The sequence below is a fragment of the Streptomyces silvisoli genome (genome assembly GCF_029269905.1).
GTDB lineage: Bacteria > Actinomycetota > Actinomycetes > Streptomycetales > Streptomycetaceae > Streptantibioticus_A > Streptantibioticus_A silvisoli_A.
In genome coordinates this window covers 130,457-148,205 of the sequence record NZ_JARJBC010000017.1, presented here as the reverse complement: position 1 = coordinate 148,205, position 17,749 = coordinate 130,457, and the positions used below count along the sequence as shown (strand labels likewise).

The 17,749-nt window shown below is 70.8% G+C and carries 22 protein-coding genes and 1 pseudogene; 21 read left to right on the top strand and 2 right to left on the bottom strand.

Annotated elements, in window-relative coordinates; genetic code table 11:
* Positions 1 to 30: 30 nt before the first annotated feature.
* The 4 genes from P3G67_RS24955 (at position 31) to P3G67_RS24940 (ending at position 5,053) form a co-directional block, all read left to right on the top strand.
* Positions 31 to 1,401, top strand: coding sequence for an SCO6881 family protein (locus P3G67_RS24955; protein WP_276095485.1), 1,371 nt, complete (start codon positions 31 to 33; stop codon positions 1,399 to 1,401).
* Between the two features lie 87 nt (positions 1,402 to 1,488).
* Positions 1,489 to 2,961 carry an SCO6880 family protein gene (locus P3G67_RS24950; protein ID WP_276095484.1) on the top strand — a complete coding sequence of 491 codons (1,473 nt, stop codon included), beginning with the start codon at positions 1,489 to 1,491 and terminating at the stop codon, positions 2,959 to 2,961.
* A gap of 60 nt (positions 2,962 to 3,021) precedes the next feature.
* Entirely contained in the window at positions 3,022 to 3,492 is a 471-nt protein-coding gene (locus tag P3G67_RS24945) for a DUF6238 family protein (protein ID WP_276095483.1), read from the top strand.
* 46 nt (positions 3,493 to 3,538) lie between these two features.
* Entirely contained in the window at positions 3,539 to 5,053 is a 1,515-nt protein-coding gene (locus P3G67_RS24940) for a VirB4 family type IV secretion system protein (protein WP_276095482.1), read from the top strand.
* 255 nt (positions 5,054 to 5,308) lie between these two features.
* Here P3G67_RS24940 and P3G67_RS24935 read toward each other — a convergent pair whose 3' ends face one another.
* Positions 5,309 to 5,731 carry a hypothetical protein gene (locus P3G67_RS24935; protein ID WP_276095481.1) on the bottom strand — a complete coding sequence of 141 codons (423 nt, stop codon included), beginning with the start codon at positions 5,729 to 5,731 and terminating at the stop codon, positions 5,309 to 5,311.
* 131 nt (positions 5,732 to 5,862) lie between these two features.
* Entirely contained in the window at positions 5,863 to 6,198 is a 336-nt protein-coding gene (locus P3G67_RS24930) for a hypothetical protein (protein ID WP_276095480.1), read from the bottom strand.
* A gap of 711 nt (positions 6,199 to 6,909) precedes the next feature.
* On the opposite strand from P3G67_RS24930, the gene P3G67_RS24925 reads away from it, so the two are divergent.
* The 17 genes and pseudogenes from P3G67_RS24925 to P3G67_RS24845 all read left to right on the top strand — a co-directional run.
* On the top strand, positions 6,910 to 7,494 hold the full coding sequence (locus P3G67_RS24925; RefSeq protein WP_276095479.1) for a hypothetical protein: 585 nt from the start codon (positions 6,910 to 6,912) through the stop codon (positions 7,492 to 7,494).
* A 67-nt stretch (positions 7,495 to 7,561) separates the two neighbouring features.
* Positions 7,562 to 8,305, top strand: coding sequence for a glycosyltransferase family 2 protein (locus P3G67_RS24920; RefSeq protein ID WP_276095520.1), 744 nt, complete (start codon positions 7,562 to 7,564; stop codon positions 8,303 to 8,305).
* 49 nt (positions 8,306 to 8,354) lie between these two features.
* Positions 8,355 to 8,885: a hypothetical protein gene (locus tag P3G67_RS24915; RefSeq protein ID WP_313881220.1), complete on the top strand. Its 531-nt coding sequence runs from the start codon at positions 8,355 to 8,357 to the stop codon at positions 8,883 to 8,885.
* Between the two features lie 2 nt (positions 8,886 to 8,887).
* Complete coding sequence (locus P3G67_RS24910; protein WP_276095478.1) at positions 8,888 to 9,235, top strand: hypothetical protein; 348 nt, start codon at positions 8,888 to 8,890, stop codon at positions 9,233 to 9,235.
* A gap of 28 nt (positions 9,236 to 9,263) precedes the next feature.
* Positions 9,264 to 10,547 (top strand): MFS transporter, encoded by a 1,284-nt coding sequence (locus P3G67_RS24905; protein ID WP_391858337.1) that lies wholly within the window; start codon positions 9,264 to 9,266, stop codon positions 10,545 to 10,547.
* Positions 10,548 to 10,574: 27 nt separating this feature from the next.
* Complete coding sequence (locus tag P3G67_RS24900) at positions 10,575 to 11,006, top strand: hypothetical protein (RefSeq protein WP_276095476.1); 432 nt, start codon at positions 10,575 to 10,577, stop codon at positions 11,004 to 11,006.
* Positions 11,007 to 11,055: 49 nt separating this feature from the next.
* Positions 11,056 to 11,553: a hypothetical protein gene (locus P3G67_RS24895; protein ID WP_276095475.1), complete on the top strand. Its 498-nt coding sequence runs from the start codon at positions 11,056 to 11,058 to the stop codon at positions 11,551 to 11,553.
* Between the two features lie 105 nt (positions 11,554 to 11,658).
* Positions 11,659 to 12,081 (top strand): hypothetical protein, encoded by a 423-nt coding sequence (locus tag P3G67_RS24890; protein WP_276095474.1) that lies wholly within the window; start codon positions 11,659 to 11,661, stop codon positions 12,079 to 12,081.
* Positions 12,078 to 12,854, top strand: coding sequence for a tetratricopeptide repeat protein (locus P3G67_RS24885; protein WP_276095473.1), 777 nt, complete (start codon positions 12,078 to 12,080; stop codon positions 12,852 to 12,854). Before P3G67_RS24890 ends, P3G67_RS24885 begins: the two co-directional genes overlap by 4 nt.
* On the top strand, positions 12,854 to 13,732 hold the full coding sequence (locus P3G67_RS24880) for a hypothetical protein (protein ID WP_276095472.1): 879 nt from the start codon (positions 12,854 to 12,856) through the stop codon (positions 13,730 to 13,732). The genes P3G67_RS24885 and P3G67_RS24880 overlap by 1 nt, the downstream gene beginning before the upstream one ends.
* A 119-nt stretch (positions 13,733 to 13,851) precedes the next feature.
* A complete protein-coding gene (locus P3G67_RS24875; protein ID WP_276095471.1) occupies positions 13,852 to 15,255 on the top strand; it encodes a hypothetical protein in 1,404 nt (467 codons plus the stop codon).
* Positions 15,256 to 15,406: 151 nt separating this feature from the next.
* Positions 15,407 to 15,601, top strand: a complete 195-nt coding sequence (locus P3G67_RS24870) for a hypothetical protein (RefSeq protein ID WP_276095470.1) — start codon at positions 15,407 to 15,409, stop codon at positions 15,599 to 15,601.
* A gap of 50 nt (positions 15,602 to 15,651) precedes the next feature.
* Entirely contained in the window at positions 15,652 to 15,828 is a 177-nt protein-coding gene (locus tag P3G67_RS24865) for a hypothetical protein (RefSeq protein WP_276095469.1), read from the top strand.
* A 342-nt stretch (positions 15,829 to 16,170) separates the two neighbouring features.
* Positions 16,171 to 16,560 carry a hypothetical protein gene (locus tag P3G67_RS24860; protein ID WP_276095468.1) on the top strand — a complete coding sequence of 130 codons (390 nt, stop codon included), beginning with the start codon at positions 16,171 to 16,173 and terminating at the stop codon, positions 16,558 to 16,560.
* Positions 16,557 to 17,363 carry a DUF317 domain-containing protein gene (locus P3G67_RS24855; RefSeq protein ID WP_276095467.1) on the top strand — a complete coding sequence of 269 codons (807 nt, stop codon included), beginning with the start codon at positions 16,557 to 16,559 and terminating at the stop codon, positions 17,361 to 17,363. Before P3G67_RS24860 ends, P3G67_RS24855 begins: the two co-directional genes overlap by 4 nt.
* On the top strand, positions 17,360 to 17,491 hold the full coding sequence (locus P3G67_RS24850; protein ID WP_276095466.1) for a hypothetical protein: 132 nt from the start codon (positions 17,360 to 17,362) through the stop codon (positions 17,489 to 17,491). Before P3G67_RS24855 ends, P3G67_RS24850 begins: the two co-directional genes overlap by 4 nt.
* Positions 17,492 to 17,716 (top strand): annotated as a pseudogene (locus tag P3G67_RS24845) (DUF317 domain-containing protein); the annotation flags it as partial.
* Positions 17,717 to 17,749: the final 33 nt, after the last annotated feature.

The window sequence follows — 17,749 nt, the reverse complement described above, 5'->3', positions numbered from 1 at the left end:
ACCTCTATCTGAAAGGAGGGTGACCTCCCCTTGGGCTTCTGCGACCTCCCCCTCGCGGACAAGCTGTGCGCCGTCGGCGACGCGGTCGACTTCGTCTCCGATCCCGGCAAGGCGATCGGCAACTGGATGGCCAAGAGCGCTGGCGAACTCGCCGCCGCAGCGGCCGATCTGGCCGCCAAGGCCGTCAACAACACCACCAACGTGGACTTGAACGCCACGTGGTTCCGCGACAACTACGAAATGCTGCTGCCGATCGGCCTGATCATCCTGGTCGGCACGTTCTGCGCGCAGCTCATCCGAGCCGCCGTCCGGCGCGACGGACAAGCCCTCACCCAGGCGTTCACCGGCACCATGTCCGGCGTTCTGTTCGCCTTCTGCGCCATCGCGGCGACCACCGTCGCCATCGAAGTGGTCGACGCGCTCTCCAACGGGCTGTTCTCCTCCGCGCACCTGTCCATCGAATCCGCCGTCCGCCGCATCGTCCTGGTCAGCCAGATCGGTGCGCTGTCCGGCATGGGCTGGCTGGTGGCGGTGTTCGCCGGGCTCGGCGCGGCCGTCGGAGCGTTCTTGTACTGGTGCGTGATGATGGTCCGCAAGGTCGGCATCCTCGTCCTGGTCACGCTCGCGGTGTTCGCTGGCGCGGGCGGCGGATGGGAGGCCGCACGCCGGTGGCGCAAGGGCTGGATCGAGGCCACCGCCACCCTCGTGGTCAGCAAGCTGCTGATGACGATCATCTTCGTCTTGGGCATCACCGCCATGGGCAAGACCGACTCCAAGGACGGATTGGCCGCGCTCGCGGACGTCATGTCGGGCATCGTGATCATGGTGCTGGTTTTGCTGTGCCCGTACGCGACCTTCAAGTTCGTGCACTGGGCGGCCGAGGGCACCAATGGCGAGGACATCCACCGCGCCGGCGGAGCTGGTGCCCAGATGGCTCGCCAGCACGCCGAACGCGCCGGACGCAAGGCTGCGACGATGGCCGCCACTGCCGGAACCGGCGGCGCGGCAGCCGGAGCGGGCGCCGCACCGCAGGGCCCCGACTCCGTGCCCGGCGGCGGATTCCCCGGTGACGTTGCCGCCAATCCCACCGGCGGCGGCAGCGGCGGCAAGGAAGGGGGCGGCTCCGGCTCGCAAGGCTCCTCCGGAGGCGACGGGCTCAAGAGTGGTCTGGAGAAGGCCGTGCAGCCTCCGCCGACCAGCCCCCGTGACGACACCAGCGGCCAGTTCGGCGGCTCTCCCGGCAGCGGTTCGGGATCACCCGCCGGTCAGGGCGGCACCTTCATGTCCCAGCCCGGGACCGGTGCCTCCACGCCGCCGCCGCAGGGCCCCCCGCCGGCCTCGAACTCCGCCGGCACCGCCAGCGGGACCGGCGCTCCGCCGCCCCCGCCCACCGGCATCTGACCCTTGCCCGACTCCGGGGCGGCACGCACCGTGCCCTTCGCACAGCGTGCCGTCCCGGACACCACCCGCGCTTCATCGGAACGGCCCTTGTCTGACCTCTCCATCACCCCCCTCACGGTCAAATTCCCGCACAGATCCAGGCGCGGCATCCTGCTGGGCCTCTCCCTCCCCCAACTCGTCCTCGTCTCCTGCGCGTTGGCGCTCCTGCTGGTCACGGTGGTTTCCACCGGGCTGCTCGGTGCCATCGCCCTGACCCCGCTATGGGCTGCGGTCACCGCCCTGGTCGCCGTCCGCCGGCACGGACGGTCGCTGATCGACTGGGCGCCGATCGTCGTGCGTTACGCACGACGGCGCCGTACCGGGCAGACGATGTGGCGCGCCCGGCCCGTCACCCGCCCCCGCCAGGAGGGCATCCTGCACCTGCCCGGCAGCGCCGCCTCGCTGCGCGTGGTCACCCCCGGCGACTCGGCGAACCAGGCCGCCGCCGTGCACGATCCGCACCAGCAGACCCTGACCGCCGTCGCCCGGGTCTCCAGCCGAGCCTTCGCCCTGCTCGACCCCGCTACGCAGAACCACAACGTGGCCGGATGGGGACGAGCGCTGGCGGGCATCGCCCGCACCGGGCACGTCGCCACCGTGCAGGTCCTGGAGCGCACCGTCCCCGACTCCGGCGACACCCTCTCCCGCCACTGGACCCAACAGGGCAACCCCGAAACCCCGGTCGCCGGACAGATCTACAGCGAACTGGTCGCCTCCGCAGGCCCTGCCGCCGCGCCGCACGAGGCGTACCTGGCGATCTCCTTGGACCTCAAGGCCGCCAAACGCCTCATCAGCCAGGCCGGCGGCGGACTCCCGGGTGCGTTCAGGGTGATGGAGCAGACCACCTCCTCCATCGCCCAGGCCGCCCGCAGCGCCGGGCTGATGGTGACGGGCTGGCTCAGTGCCCGCGAGATCGCCGCCGTCATCCGCACCGCCTACGACCCCAAGGCACTGTCCGCTCTGCAGCAGTGGTCGCCGTCCGGCCAGGCCGAGGCCGAACCGGCCGCTGCCGGGCCCGTGGTCCAGGTCGAGGAGTACGACCGGCTCGCCACCGACACCGCGCGGCACGCCACGTACTGGGTCGAGGACTGGCCCCGCACCGAAACCAGCCCAGGTTTCCTGCACGGGCTGATGTTCACCACCGGTGTCCGCCGCACCCTGTCCCTCATCTACGTGCCGCAGGGGCTGGAGTCCGCGATGCGCGACGTCCAGCGCAAGAAGGCGGCGATCATCGCCGACGCCAACGAGCGCGCCCGGCGTGGGCAGGTGGACTCCGAGGCCGACTCCGTCGAGTACGCCGACGTCAAGACCCGCGAACGCCAGCTGATCGCCGGGCACGCCGACGTCGCCCTGACCGGGCTGCTCACTGTCTCCGCCGAGACCGACGCGGCGCTCGATGCCGCCTGCGCGCAGATCGAGACCGCCGCGGTCACCGCCCAGGTCGACCTGCGACGCCTGAACTATCAGCAGCCCGACGCGTTCGCCCTCGGCGCGCTGCCGCTCGCCCGCACCGCCCTCTAACCCCCCTGCGCACCGCCCGCCGCCGTCCCTGCCGAATCGGCAGAAGGGATCCTTACGCCTTTGACCTCTGCCAACCCCGTCGGCGACACGCACCCGTACCTGCGGGCCGCCAGCGCCGGCGTCCGCCACCACACACGCGCCCTCACCATGCGGGCGGATACCGCTCCCGCATCCGCGGACCGCGTCCACCTCGACGTGCTGCACGCCCATCTGACCTCGCTGCACCAACTGCTCGACCATCTCGCCGAGACCATCCGGCCTCCGCATCCCGCCGCCGGCCGCCACCTGGCCACCGCGCACACCCGGCTGTGGCAGTCCGCGGCTGCCGTGCACGACGCCTTCCATCTCCTGCCGACGGTGCACGAGACCGCGCCGGACACCGAATGCCATCCCGAGCGGCTGCCCGAGGGCCCACCCGTCCTGACCATCTGCCAGCGCCACCTCGCCGCAGGCCACGTCGTGCGCCGCAAGACCACCCCGAGAGACCTCAACACCCCGCTGCACGGCCACACCACCAGCTGCAGCCGCTAACCCGGCACCGCGCCCGAGACCACCCACCCGTGAAAGCCGTAATGTCATGAACCACCGGCCCGCGCGCCGAGACCGCCGTGCCAGCGCCAGCCCCCTGTTCACCCCGCACGGCGCCGACCGTGCCGCCCGCAAGGCGGCTCGCCGGCAGCTCGCCGAGGCCACCGCGAAGGCCCGATCCGAGGCCGCCGCCCACACGACCGCGGCCGGCGCGGAGGAGCAGGCGATGCCGCTGCCCCTCTTCCCGCCCGCCGGGCGCTCCGGCCCCGCCTCGGCCCGCAACAACAAGCTCAAGCTGCCCGCCCACCGCATGACCACCGCCACCGCCTCCGGTGCCTATCCCTTCCTCGCCGAAGGCGGACTGGGCGCGGAAGGCATCTATATCGGCCGCGACGTCCACGCCGAGGCATCCTTCTGTTTCGATCCCTTCGCCCTGTACGGCAAGATCGAGGGCTTCACCAACCCCAACGTGCTGCTGGCCGGCGTGATCGGCCAGGGCAAGTCCGCGCTCGCCAAGTCCTTCGCACTGCGCTCGATCGCCTTCGGGTACCGGGTCTACGTCCCCTGTGACCCCAAGGGCGAATGGACGGCTGTAGCCAGAGCCCTGGGCGGTACCTCCATCGCGCTGGGCCCTGGACTGCCCGGAAAGCTGAATCCGTTGGACGCAGCCCCCCGGCCCACCAGCGTCTCGGAGGCCGACTGGGCCAACGAGATCCGCAAGCGCCGCCTGCTGCTGCTCGGTTCCCTGGCCCGCACCGTCCTCGGGCGGGATCTGCTGCCGATGGAGCACACCGGCCTCGACGTCGCCCTGGACGCCGTCGTCGCCCGCGCCGCCGCCACCGGGCGCACCCCGCTGCTCGGCGACATCGCGGCCACCCTGAACAACCCTGATGAACTGGACGCCGTCGGCGGCATGATGTCCGGCCGCCTCGGCGACGCCTCCCGCGACCTGGCCCACGCCATGCGCCGCCTCGTCCACGGCGACCTCGCCGGCATGTTCGACGCGCCGAGCACCGTGCGCTTCGACCCCAACTCGCCGATGCTCACCATCGACCTGTCGCACCTCGGCGGATCCGGCGACGACACCGCCCTTGTCCTCGCCATGACCTGCGCCTCGGCCTGGATGGAATCCGCCCTGTCCGACCCGAACGGCGGCAGGCGCTGGATCGTCTATGACGAAGCCTGGCGCCTGATGCGCCACCCGGGCCTGCTGCAGCGCATGCAGTCCCAGTGGAAGCTGAGCCGTGGCCTGGGCATCGCGAACTTGATGGTCATCCACCGGCTGTCCGACCTGCTCACCGCCGGCGACGCCGGATCACGCGGACGCGCCCTGGCCGAGGGACTGCTCGCCGACTGCTCCACCCGCATCGTCTACCGGCAGGAGACCGACCAACTCCACGCTGCCGCCGGGCTCTTGGGCCTGACCTCGGTGGAGACCGACGCCATCGCCCACCTCAACCGAGGCCGCGGGCTATGGAAGGTCGCCGGACGATCATTCATCGTCCAACACCAACTTCACCCGGCCGAGTTGGCACTCTTCGACACCGACGGTCGCATGCACTGAAAACCCAGTGGGCTCGAGCTTTCCCCAGTGGACTCGAAACCGAACCGACGGGTGGAGCAGCCATATCCGTACTCGGGCGGACGTGGGTTCGCCTGGGCGCACAGAACTGGAGCACTGTCCGGCCGGCCGGGGTCGGGCGCGTGTTCTCCGTCGGGCGGACCGGCAGTTCGCCGTGACGTACAGCGTCCGGCCGGTGCTGTCCAGCACGGTCTCGTCTTACGGTGCAGGACGTCGAGCACTCGTGGACGCCCGGCGTCACCGCGCGCCGCGGCCGTCCACCCCGACTCTCTTCCCCCTCTTATACGGGAAGCCTTCCTGCCCGAAGTCCCGTGCGATCTCGTACAGGTCATTGGTTGCGTGCTCGCCAAGCGCGATCAGATGCAACGCGAAGTCAGCAGGTTTCTTGGGATAGTAGAACAGCGTGACACTGCTTACCCCCTGCTTTCCGGCGCTGGCGTGCCAGACTTCCACTTCCTGGTCGTCGATCGTGACTTTGGTGGAGTATTTCCCTTGCCCGTCATAGGCGGCATTGAGTGCTTGAGACAGGTTGGACCAGCATTCTCTATCCAGCGCGTCTCTGAGTATGTTTTGGGCGTCTTCCTGGTCTTTGAATGTCCTGAGGACCCTGGTGATGGCCTCCTCCTTCGACCGGTACAGCCCCGTGATCAGAACCGGCAACCGGTCTACGCACCGGCCGTCGGGGCTGCCGCTGGAAACCCTTTCCGTGTGCCGCTGACCGCAGGCAGTGCCGTTTCGCCTGTGTATGCGGGCGCGGGGAGCCGCGCCCGCAGCTCAGCGCGGAACCGTGCTCACTGGTCGAGGGCCGTCCATCCGCCCCCGCCCGCGAGCTTTCGCTGGGGGGCGACGATCTGGTTGCCGTCCTTGTTGGTCGCTATACACAAGTCACCCTTGATGAACCAGAAGTTCCCCGAATAGCTGGAGTACGCGACGCCGTCCAGATCCCGCTCGAACGTCGTGCCCGCCAGGGCCGGCCATGCGTCGCCGGAGGTGATGTCGACCTCGCCGCCCATCAACTTGTCGCCAGCCATGTTGGTCTTGAGGCACTTGTTGCCCTTGAAGAACCAATAGCCGTCGTTGTAGCAGATGACGGCGTCGATATCGCGTGTGAAGTCTTGTGTGGTCACGCCCTCCCCCTTCTCCGCCCGGTCTCGCGGTCGATCTCCGGCGACCGGGCAGGCGATCTTTCATCGGATTGTTGAATCAGCCTAGGATCTGGACGGGAGAAACACAGCGTCCCAATCAGGACATGTGCACGGTCATTGCGCTTCGACCTCAGGATAGGGGAAGCGGAATGATCGCCGACCGTGTGGTTTGCGACCGAACTGGAGGGCTGGAGCCGCGCGCACCAGCCATGACGGCTCTGGCCGTCCTACTCAGCCCCTGGCCCGCGGGCCCGGCCCCGCATTGCGCAGGCTGTGTTCGATGAGGCCGGGCTGGTCGACGGTACCGGTGTAGCGCAGAGCCGCCCCGACGGACAGGCCGAAGAAGTCGCAAATGCGTCGAGGGTCGCCGCCGGTGGCCTCCGCCTCTCCGGCCGTAGCGCCGCAGCATCCCCCAGGCGAAGCAGTCCGGACAGGACGCCGGACGCTCGGCTGACGAACCGCGGTAACAACTCCGGCACTTGAACGCCGTCCAGTAGTCCTCCGTCGCCCCGCACAGATCACCCGACGGGTGCTGCCCCGCTACCAGCACGCCCTGCACACGGTGCGCCACAACGCCGAAGAACAACCCGAGCCCCCGCACCGCAAGGGCCCACCACAGGTCTCCCAAGTCGCCGACGACCGCACGCCCGCGCTCCGCCTCCCGCTAACCTCGCCAACCTTTTGGAGGCCATCTTGGCCACGCGCTCCTTGATCGCCCGCCCCACGAAGACCGGCTACGCCGGCATGTACGTCCACTTCGACGGCTACCCCAGCACCCGGCTCCCCCTGCTGCTGGCCGCTTACCAGCACCGCTTCGCCGGAGACGTCGAGGCCATGGCCCGGCACCTCATCGACGACGTGGACTACGGCTGGTCCGAAATCGGCACCGACCTGCTCGACGGCGCTCCCGACGCCCTTCGCCAGACCCTGACCGGCGGCACGGAATACCCCAGTCGCAAGTACACCGACGTCATCAATACCGACGGCACACCTGCCAAGCGGCAACTCATCACGCAGGCCACGACCGGTGGCTTGGACTGGGGCTATGTCCTGCACCCGCACGGCATCGAAGTCATCCCCCTGTCCGAGGAAGACCACGGGCCCGTCGTGGACTGGAACACCGACCCCCGCGCCCGCTTCAGCGACAGCTACGCACGGTGGAAGCCCGGCAGGCCCATCCCCGCCACCATCCCGCCCCGCGCCACTCACCCCCAGGCCACGCCCGCACAGCCCGCAGCCGCGCCCGCCTCCACGGCCCGGCCCAGCACCCGCCGCTAGCCCCTCACTCGGCCCGGCTCTCGCCTCTCCCCTGGAGAACTCCCTGTCCCAGCACACCCGCCCCAAGATCACGGTCGTTATCGCCACCCAGCTCCGGCCCGAGCGCCTGCAGTACCTGGCCGCCATGCACGCCAGCCTTCAACGCCAGGGCGTCCCCTGGGAAGCCGTTGTCGCGATCGACGGCGCCGACCCCGCCCACCTACCGGAGCCGCTCGCGGCAGACCCCCGCGTCCGCGCCCTCGTACTGCCCCGCGCGGTGGGAGCCGCCTGCGCCCGCAACCTCGCTCTGAACGAGGTATGCACCGAGTACGTCAACTGGGCCGACGACGATGACGAGTTCACTGACGAGGCCATGGCGCTGCGGCTGCACACGCTGGAGGAGACCGGGGTGGGCTGGTGCGCGGGATACAGCCAGGACATGCATGCCGACGGCACGCTTCGGCTGTGGCGGTGTCCAACTCCGCCCGGCCGGCACGAAGCCGGAGACGTGTGGACGTACTGGAAGGACCCGGCCGACACCATCCCGCTCGGTCCCACCACGATCCTGGCCCGTACCGATCTGGTGCGCGCGGCCCCCATGGGCGGGCTCGTCCAGGGCGAGGACTACTGCGCCCTCGCCGTCACCTGCCTCGCGCCGGGCGTTGTGCTGCCGGTCCCCGTGTATCGCTACCGCAAACACGCTGGCCAGATGACCGCGCAGGACTCGTACGGCCAGCTGGAAGCGCGTGCGCGGGTCTTTGCCCATCGGTTCGGCGCCAGCCTGCGCGCCGTGTCGCTCTCCCCGCGCGATTCCGCCTCCTCCAACGCGTAGTTGAGGCATCCCACTTCCCCCGCTCCGCTCCCTCCCACCGGAAAAGCCCATGCCCACCGAACCCGCCCAGGACAGGCCGAGAGAGAAGGTCCTCATCTCTCCCCGCTATCTGGCCGCCAGCCTCCCCAACGACCACTTCCATTTCGGCGCCCACCCCGACCACGGCTTCGTCGCCACCGCCACCCAGGCGATGCCCGCGAACCTGGCCCACTGGTTCCTCACCCGCGAGCAGTTCGAGCCGGTACCTGAACGGCCCGGCGTGTACCGGCTGACCAACCCCGGCCAGGACGGCATGCGACGCACCCGCCAGGCCATCCACGACCTGCGTCGCCACGGCTACGCCGTTCAAGCCGACTACTCCCTCGACCCCGTCATCACCCCCGGCCCGTCCCACAACCCCATCGCTGTCCACGCGCACACCGAGCGCCGCAGCCGCATCGCTCACGCAGCCGCCGCCCGCTCGCCCCAGCGCGGCCCCGCCCTGAGCACGTCGCCCGGTGCCCGCCCCGTCCCCCCGCAGCCCAGCTACCCGCCCACGGTCGGCATCACCCAGTCCACCAGTGCGGGCCGGGGCAGGTGAGCGTGGCCTCCGAGCCGATCCGCATCACCCGCGGGCCCGGCGGCGAAGTTGAAGTCGATGGTGCCGTGGACCAGTTCGCGGCCAGCATTCTGGCCCGCGCCGGATTCGAGACCTGGCCGTCCTTGCGTGGCCAGTGGATCCGGCTTCCGTTCGACATGGGCGAGGGCTGGGAGAACGAACACGCCAGCTGGGCAGCCGAGATGCTCACCGCCGCCCGCTATGCCGTCGACCTTTCCGCGGACTTGCGCACCTCGCCCGCCGCGTCCGCGCTGCCAGCGACCCGCCGCACGAAGACCGCGATGACCACCCAGCCGACGCCGCCGGCCGCCGCACGGCGCCAGCGGCGCTGACCGGCACCCCGACACGAAAGACGCTGCCCTGACCTCCCAGACCGGCCGCCCATCGGCCCGTTCCGTCTCCCGCCCGCTGCTCGCCGAGCGGCATGTCGCCCGCCTGCTGCTGGGCACCCTGACCGGACGCCTGCCAGGCGCGACGGTGCCCGTCGCGATCCTCCTGCTGGTCGCCGACCAGGGCGGATCCCTGGCCACCGGCGGCGCGTTGTGCGCGCTGTACGGGCTGGCCTCGGCGGTTGGGCAGCCGGTCCTGGGACGGATGGTCGACCGCCGAGGCCAGACCCTGGTCACCTCGGCCGCCGTTGTGATCACGACGGCTTGCCTCCTGCTGCTGCCCTACGCCCACACCGGCACGCAGCCGGCGCTCGCGGCCGGTCTCGTTGTCCTGGCGGGGTTGAGCACTCCGCCGCTGGAGGCCAACCTGCGCGCCTTGTGGGGCAGCGTGCTGCCCGACCCCGGACGGCAGCGGGCCGCGCTCGCCCTCGATACCGGCGCCCAAGGGCTGATCTACGTGGCCGGGCCGCCGCTGGTCGCCGCCCTGTCCACCCTGTGGAACCCGCACGCCGCCATGACCACCACCGCCGCACTCGGGCTGCTCGGTGCGGCCATCGTGCTCAGCGCCGCCCCCTCGCGTGCCTGGCAACCGGCCGCCTCCCGTGCGGGCGGGTTCTTCGGACCGCTGCACCACAGCGGGCTGCGGCTGCTGTTCCTCGCCGTCAGCGGCACCGGCTTCGCCTTGGGCGCCATGAACGTGCAGGCCGTCGCCCTGGCCGACCGCCACAGCATGGCGCTGCTGTCCGGGCTGATCCCCGCCGCCCTGTCCGTCGGCAGCCTCGTCGGCGGATTCCTGCACGGCAGACGGACCTGGCCCGGCACCCTGGCCAGTCAACTCCTCACGGCGGCAGCATTGTTCGCCGCTGCCTGGGTGCCTCTCACCGCGGACCCGGAGCCACTGGCGGCAACCGTCCTGACAGCGCTGCCGGGACTGTTCCTCACCGCGCTGATCACCAGCTCGTTCCTGACCGTGGAGGCACTCGCCCCGGCCGGCACCACCACCGAGGCGTACGCCTGGCTGATCGCCTCGGTCGGCATCGGGCAGTCCGCCGGCACCGCGCTGGCCGGGCTCTTCGCCGCGCAGCCCGCGATCGGCGCCGCCCTTCCGGCAGCCGGCGCCGTCCTCACCCTGCTCGTCCTGGTCGGAGCCAGGCGGCGCTTGTCCACCCCGAGCAGCGCGGTGCGTCGCGGTCGGCACCGGCGCCATACCGACGCACCCGTCCCCGCAGGGCGCCACTGCCGCCGCTCCGCGTAACACCCCACCGATGAAAGGTCCTTCTTCATGCCCCACCCGACCAAGCCCGCCTGGAACTGCCACAACGACGCCTGCCCGGTCTGCACCGCGCCGGAGCGCGACGAGATGACCCTGCTGCGCTGCGCCATCCTCACGCTGCTGGAACACGGACGCTGGATGGCCGCCGACGAGATCCCCCTGGCCGAGATCCTGTCCGCCGGCGGCGACTACCTGAGCGGTCTGGCCGTCGGCGATGACGACACCCCGGTGCCCGCCGTCGAGCACTGGGCCTGGCTCGATGCCGAGCTGCGCCTGGCCGTTGCCCGCGCCGCCGGACTGGACGCGGTCAGCACCCTCGATCCGCGCATCGACAGCGTCCTGGCCACCGCAGCCCGCCGGTCCTGGCGACGCCAGATGGACCTGCTCGACCTCGCCGCTAAGCAGTTCACCGAGCGCCACACGCGCCCCCGCGCCGCCTAAATCCACCGGCACCCCCCCACCGCACCCAGACACAAGGAGATCCCCGCACATGGCCGTCCGAAAGACCTGGACCGTCGTCCACAGCTGTGGACACGAAATCGAGCATGACCTGTCCAACCGCCCCGCTGATCGGCGGGCAGGGTTCGCCCGCTGGCTCGAAGGACGCGAATGCACCGACTGCTGGAAGGCCGCCCGCGACTCCGACAGCGCTGGCAAGGAGGAATGGCTCGCCGCCAAGCGCGCCGAGGAACAGCAGGCGGCCACCGACTGGGCCCAGCAGTTCGACATGCCGCCGCTCGAAGGCCCCCACAAGGCGCTCGCCTGGGGCGAGCGCTCCCGCCACCAGATCGTCACCACCGCGTACACCGCGCTGGTGACCGAAGGCAGTTGGGATGAGGCCGACTGGGCCGTGCTGGAGGAGAAGATCCGCACCGTCACCCGGGCCGGATGGTGGATCGACCAGAGAGACGCCGAGGCCACTGACCTGCCCGAACTCCTGGACGCGGCCACCAGCGACGACCTGGGCACCGAGAACCCGTTCCGGTAGGCGCGCGCCCATATACCCGACGATCCCCGGTTACCGAAACCGGGGATCGTTCGGAGTATTGGTCCTCCCACCGCCACCCCCGCGCTCGATGTGGAAGGACCAGCTGTGCCCGACGCCGTCTTTCGCCCGCCGTACATACCGGGCGACATCTTCACCCCCGACCGGGACATCACCCACGCCCACTTCCGTCCCGGCGACAAGGTCGTCGTCATCAAGGGCGTTGCGGGCAAAGAGGTTTGGGGCGACGCGTACAAGGTCGTCACCCCCTCGTGGCACACCCCGACCGACGAGGACGGGTGGCGCCTGTACGACGCCAACGGCGGGGACCGCACGTACATCACCGCCCACCCCCGCTACCTCGTCCACCTCTCTCGCCGGTGCCCCGACTGCCTGATCTACCTGCGCGCCATGGAGGACTACCTGCTGCCCCAGTTCGCAGGCAGCAACGAGGCGATCGACTGCGGCTGGTACTCGCTCACCCGCCTTAACCAGCTCGTCCACGTCCACGACGCCCGAGGTAACCGGTGACGCACGCCCTCAATGCCTCGGGGCGCGCTGCGGCTCTGGCACATGCTGCCTCCCGCGCCACCGAGACGTTCTCCGACCCGCGATGGCCCGCCTGCCTGGCCGAGGCCCTGCGCAGTCTCGATGCGACCTGGCAGGAATCCGCCCAGGTGTGCGCCGACGTCGCCTGGCAGGCCCGCGCTACCGGGCACAGCGCGCTGGGTGTGCTCTGCCCGGATCAGGTCACCGACCACGGGCCCGACCCGATCACCGGGCGGACGTACCGGCATCTCTACCTGAGCACGCTCCGCTACGACTTCCGCTGCCGCACCATCGAATCCCTCGTCAACAGGGTGCCGTTGAGCGTGCTGGACCCAGACCCCTACAGCTGGGCGATGCACGCCTTCGCACGCCTGGGGCAGTCCCGCTCGCAGGGCCTTGCCGACATGGAGCGGGTTCTCGATACCGCCGGTGACCACCCCAAGACGCTGCACGTCCTGCTGCACGGGGTAAGGCTGGGCGGTCTACTTCCCCGGCGAGCGCACCATCTGCTGGCGCTCGTGGACCGGCTCCCCGACGGCGGAGCGGGCGATCCGATCGCGCTGTTCCGCAAGGCGTCGGCCCTGCGCTCCCTGGGCCGATACCCCGAGGCACTGGCCACCATCGACCGCGCCCTGGAACTGCTGCCTCACGGCGAGCTGGCCGTTCACGCCGACCTGGTGCGCGAACGTGCGCTGGTCACAGCAGCCCACGACCTAACGCAACTCGCCCTATCAGACTGGAAAATCGGCCCGTAATGATCGCCCGCATCCACCGGCGGAACCCCGACGCCGTAGAGGCACTCGCCGAAGCCCTCGACCGCCCCGTCAGCTACCAGGAGAGCCTGACCGCGTACACAGTGGTCGCCCACTGGCCGGGGCCGGACGTCTACAGCCTCAACGCTCCGAGCAGGCAGCACCCCTCCCCCTTCAGCCCACAGGACGACGGCCACGCCATCTGGCACGCCGACGTACGCCTGCATCCCGGCGACCGTGATCTCAACCGTGCGGAGTGGTCCGAGATCGCCCACCGACTCGCCCGCACAGCCGGCATCCACAGGCCGGGCGACGGCAGCGGGTGCCGCTGGATCGCCGTCCAGGCCCAGCCCGGCCGCCTCGACCTGATGGCCAACCTCATCCGCGCCGACGGCACATGGCAACAGCAGCCGCACAAGCTGGACCTGGTCAAAGCGATGACGAGCGAGTGCCGGCGCATCGAGGCCGACTTCGCGCTCACCCCGCCTCACCACAACCCCGTTGCCCAGATCCCCGCACAGCCCGTTCCAGCGCACACCAGGGACAGCGGGGAACCCACGGCCCACTCCACCGAGCAACTCGTCGGTACCACGGCACAGCTCGCCGAACTGCTGCACCAGCTTGCCGACGAGGCCACCGGCCCGGTAGCCACCGTGCGCGGCCTCGTCGAGCACGCGGCCTACCGCCTCAACCGCCTGCCCCGTGCGTACGGTCCGGCGTCCGGACACCAACTGGAGCTGATCGCCCGCCGTTTGCACGGCATGCAGCAGGACCTCGAAGCCACCGCCGCCGCCCTGCACAGCACCAGTTGGAGCCCCGCACGGCCCGCCCCCGCGGTCGCATCCCACCCCCAGACGGCTCGCGCACGAGTGTCCCGCTGACCCCGCACCAGAAAGATCCCTTGCTCTTGGTTCTTGCCGACCGCTTGTTGACCCTGGGGCGCGATATGCACTCCGGGGAAGTCCTCGCCCGCGGAGGTGACCCCGAAGCCCATAGCATCTTGGAGCGCACCGGCTTCGTCCCCGTCGTCCGCCTCCACGAGACGTATCACCGCCTGCCCACCGGCCTGGACGAGGCCGAGGAGAAGCGTCTCGCCACCCGCGCGGTAGCCCGGCTGCGTGCCGTCGGCTACCACGTCGAGGCCGACGACGCCTTCGACACGGACCTGCGCGAGGCGCACTATCTGCCGCTCGGCTCCCAGATCGCCCACCTCGCCGAGCAGATCCGCCAAGCCACCACGACCGACGAGGTAGCCGGCGCGCTGACCGAACTGACCGCCGCACACGACGGGGTGCTGATCGCCCTCGGTGAGGTCCTCGCGGCAACCGCCGAGTTCTACCAGGACCTGGGCCAACCGCCAGACCCGTATATCGCGAAGCGACTGCGCTACCTCGCCGAGCACCGGCTCGGCGTCATCAGGTCCGACCTGGCGCACCTGCGAGGCGACCTCGCCGACCGGCACCAGGACCACCCCCAGCGCCGCGCGTGCACAGGCGGGGTCGGCCCGGACGAACGCGAAGCCTCCGCCGTCTGCGCCTGTCCGCCGCCCCCCGCCACGCCTCTCCGCCGCCCCCAGCACCGGCCCCGCCTCGCTGAGCACAGCGGCTCGGCGGCGCTGAACCGCCCCTTCCGTCCCGAGGAGACCATGCACGACCCCACCCCCGACACCGGCCTCGGCTCCTTCGCCACCGTCCTCGCTGGCGAACTGCCCGGCACCTGGACCAGCCGGTACCACCCGGACCGCGGAGGCGACAACGACCACGACGCCCTCACCGACGAGGTGTGGGACATGAACGAGGTCGCCGCCGCCCTGGCCAAGCACACCGTGGACCGCTGCGCCGTCCTGACCCGCACCGACGGCACACGGCTGTTCGTGGTGGACCCCGTCGGCCACGGCGAGGGATACCTGATCGCCGCCCTGGCCCCCCAGGACGCTCCTGTCGAAGCGTTCCGTGGCGTACGGGAGCCCGACGGCATAGCCGTCGCCGACGGCCCGTTCACCGCCGTCGAGGACATCACGTACGACCTGCTGCCCCGGTACGACAAGGCCCTCGCCCAGGTCCGGCACAACACCGCCCGCCTCGCGGCGCCATCGGCCGCAGAGCCCGAACGCGTGGTGATGACCTGGTCCGGCGACGACCTCGTCGTCGAGGCGCTCGAACGCCCCGAGATCGCCCAGACCCTGACCGACCACGGCTTCGCCTTCGACGCGACGAGGCATGTCTTCGTTCTGTCCGGTGACGACTCCGCCCGCCAGGGGGCTTGCGTGCGAGCCGCCGGTCACCGCCTGTCCGCGCTGGGCATCGGCGTCGTCCTGCGCCATCCGCCGGCCCGGCCCGCCCTGGGCACCACCGCCCTCGCACCCCCGGCCCCGCCGGCCACATCCGCGCACCGGACCCGATGACGCGCCCGTCACCGCCGGCGCCAGCCTGTCCCACCACTCCTGGGGGATTGAGTAGAACCGCAACAAGGCAGCCCGCCGCCCCTCGACACCCCAGCACACGCCACCCGCCGGGTGGCGATGGCCCCGACCTGCGAACAGGAGCAGCCCGTACGTGGGAAACCGCGCCGACGACGAAGGCACCGACGTCGAGATCTACATCAAGCCCCCGACCGACACCGTCCACGCCGACACCCCCACCGGCGCACCCGAGAAGCTCCTGGCCCTGCTCGACAGCCTCGGTTCGAACGCAAGACCCTGCGGACAGCCGGCCCGGTCTACCTCTGGCACGAAGCCCCGGACCACCTGACCGAGCAGGAGAAGAAGCAACTCGCCACCGGCGCCGTCCCCTCGCTGCTCATGGCCGGATACCTGGTCAACATCACAAGCGACGTCTGGGACGCCGCCGCCTACCAGGACGCCGTCGCCAAGGTGCGACGTCAGCCCGCCGTCGCCGCGCCCTCCGCGACGAGCACCTCGACGCAGCAGGCCACAGCGTCGGCCAACGGCCGCCGCGCAGCCCCGCGCCGACGCTGACCCGAAACTCAGCGCGCGCCGCCTTCTCGCCGTGCCCACGGACCACCGCGCCGGCCCCGCCCGGAGCCGGCTCTCCTGCCACCCACGGAGTTCCCGTCACCCACGAAGCCGACCGCACCCCACCTCCCCTCACCGCCAGCCGCAAGCCCCGCCTTGCCACTGCCTTGTTCCGCCGCTATCTGCGCGCCCCCGTCGTCGGCAGCAGCACACGGAGCATCCCTCTGGCAGGCGGGCGCCCCGAGGCAGCCCTTGCTGAATCCCGTCGCCTGACACCTTCCTCCTCATCGACCGCTTCCGCATCCACCCCAACCAGCCGCCCGGCCTGAACCGTTCAGGAGGCCCATGACCGACCCGACCCCCACTTCCGTACGGCTCGCTGACGACATCGCCCGTCAGCTCAGCCTGCTCACCCAGCGCCTGTCCCAGTCACCGCCGCGCGAGGCCGCCCAGATCCTCGGCAAGGTCCTCGACTACGACGAGGGCATCCTCGGGCGGGTCACCGAACTCGTCGCCACCGGCTCACGTTTCGCCCAGGACCGCTCCCAGCGCGGCATCCTCGGGCCAGAGGTATGGCTGGCCCTGGGCCGCGCGGCCAACGAACTCGACAGCGTGGGCGCCGACCTCAACGAGCACACCGGCACCATCAAGCGGCTCGCCAAGCCTTCCCCGGCAACCGGGAGCCCGGCGCCCAAGCCCGTGGCCTCCGCGATGGTCGTCAGGCGGCGCAGTTGAGGAAGAAGCAGCAATGGGCAGGCTGGGGCCCGGCCGGCCAGCAGGCCGAGCAGCACTATCTCGTCGAGCCCCGCCATCTCGCCGGCGGCGGAGACCTGCGCCACGTCACCGAGTACCTGCGCGCCTCGGGCTGGAAGGACAAGTCCAAGACCGGCGGCCCGATCGTGTTCGACAGCCCGGACAAGTCCGTTCGCATCGGGTACGACCCGTTCACCCAGCCCGGCGGCTGGACGATCCGGGGAGCGGCGACCGGGCAGCAGGAAGCCTGGCACGCCACCCTCGGCAAGCAGGTTCCCGTGGAGATCGTCGCGGGCTTCACCGATGCCCTGACCCGGCCGCGATCCGCGCACGCCCCCAACGTGTGGGAACCGCTCCAGCAGCACGGGTGGCGGACGGAAGCTGGTCAGCACTTCACCGCGATGAGCCCGGACGGCAACGCATTCATGCAGTTTCACCAGTCCGGACCCGGCCAGGGGTTCTGGTATGCCGGGGCCCAGACCGAACACGGCCAGGCATGGAACGCGGTGTTCACCCCCACCACGCCGATGCATCTGGTCCAGGCGTTCAGCACCGCGCTGTCGGACCCGCAGCCGGTGATGCGTCCGCGCGGGCACGTCCCGCCCTCCCAGCGGATCCGCACCACCTCCGTGTCCGTCCTGCCGTCCCAGCTCAGCGCCTGGCAGCAGACCCGGATCACCGCCGCCCGCGCCGCCACCTGGGCGCGCAGCTCCTTCGCCACCAACCGATCGCGCACCAGCCCCGGCGCCCGGCCGTACGCCGGGCAGACGGGACGGATGCGGTGAGCCACGAACGCTTCTATTCGCGCGTCAACGGGCCGACCCTCCACCGGGTCAACCGTCTGCGGTACCTGGACGAGGTGTCCCCGCGGCAGCTGGCCGACGGAGGTGACCCACGGCACGTGACCGAGTAACTGCTCGCCGCGGGCTGGAGCAACCATTCGGTCCCCGGCTACCCCCACGTTCTGCTGGAAAGCCCAGGCCGGCAACTGCATCTCACCCTGGAGCCCACCGCCCCGGAGGAACGCGACACCTGGTGGCGAATCCACCCCGCCTCCGTTCCCGGCGCCGGCTGGTCCGCGCACTTCGGGGGCCACACCCCCGTCGAGATCATCGCCGGATTCACCGACGCCCTCACCACCCCAGCACCACCAGCGCAGACGCAGACAGCC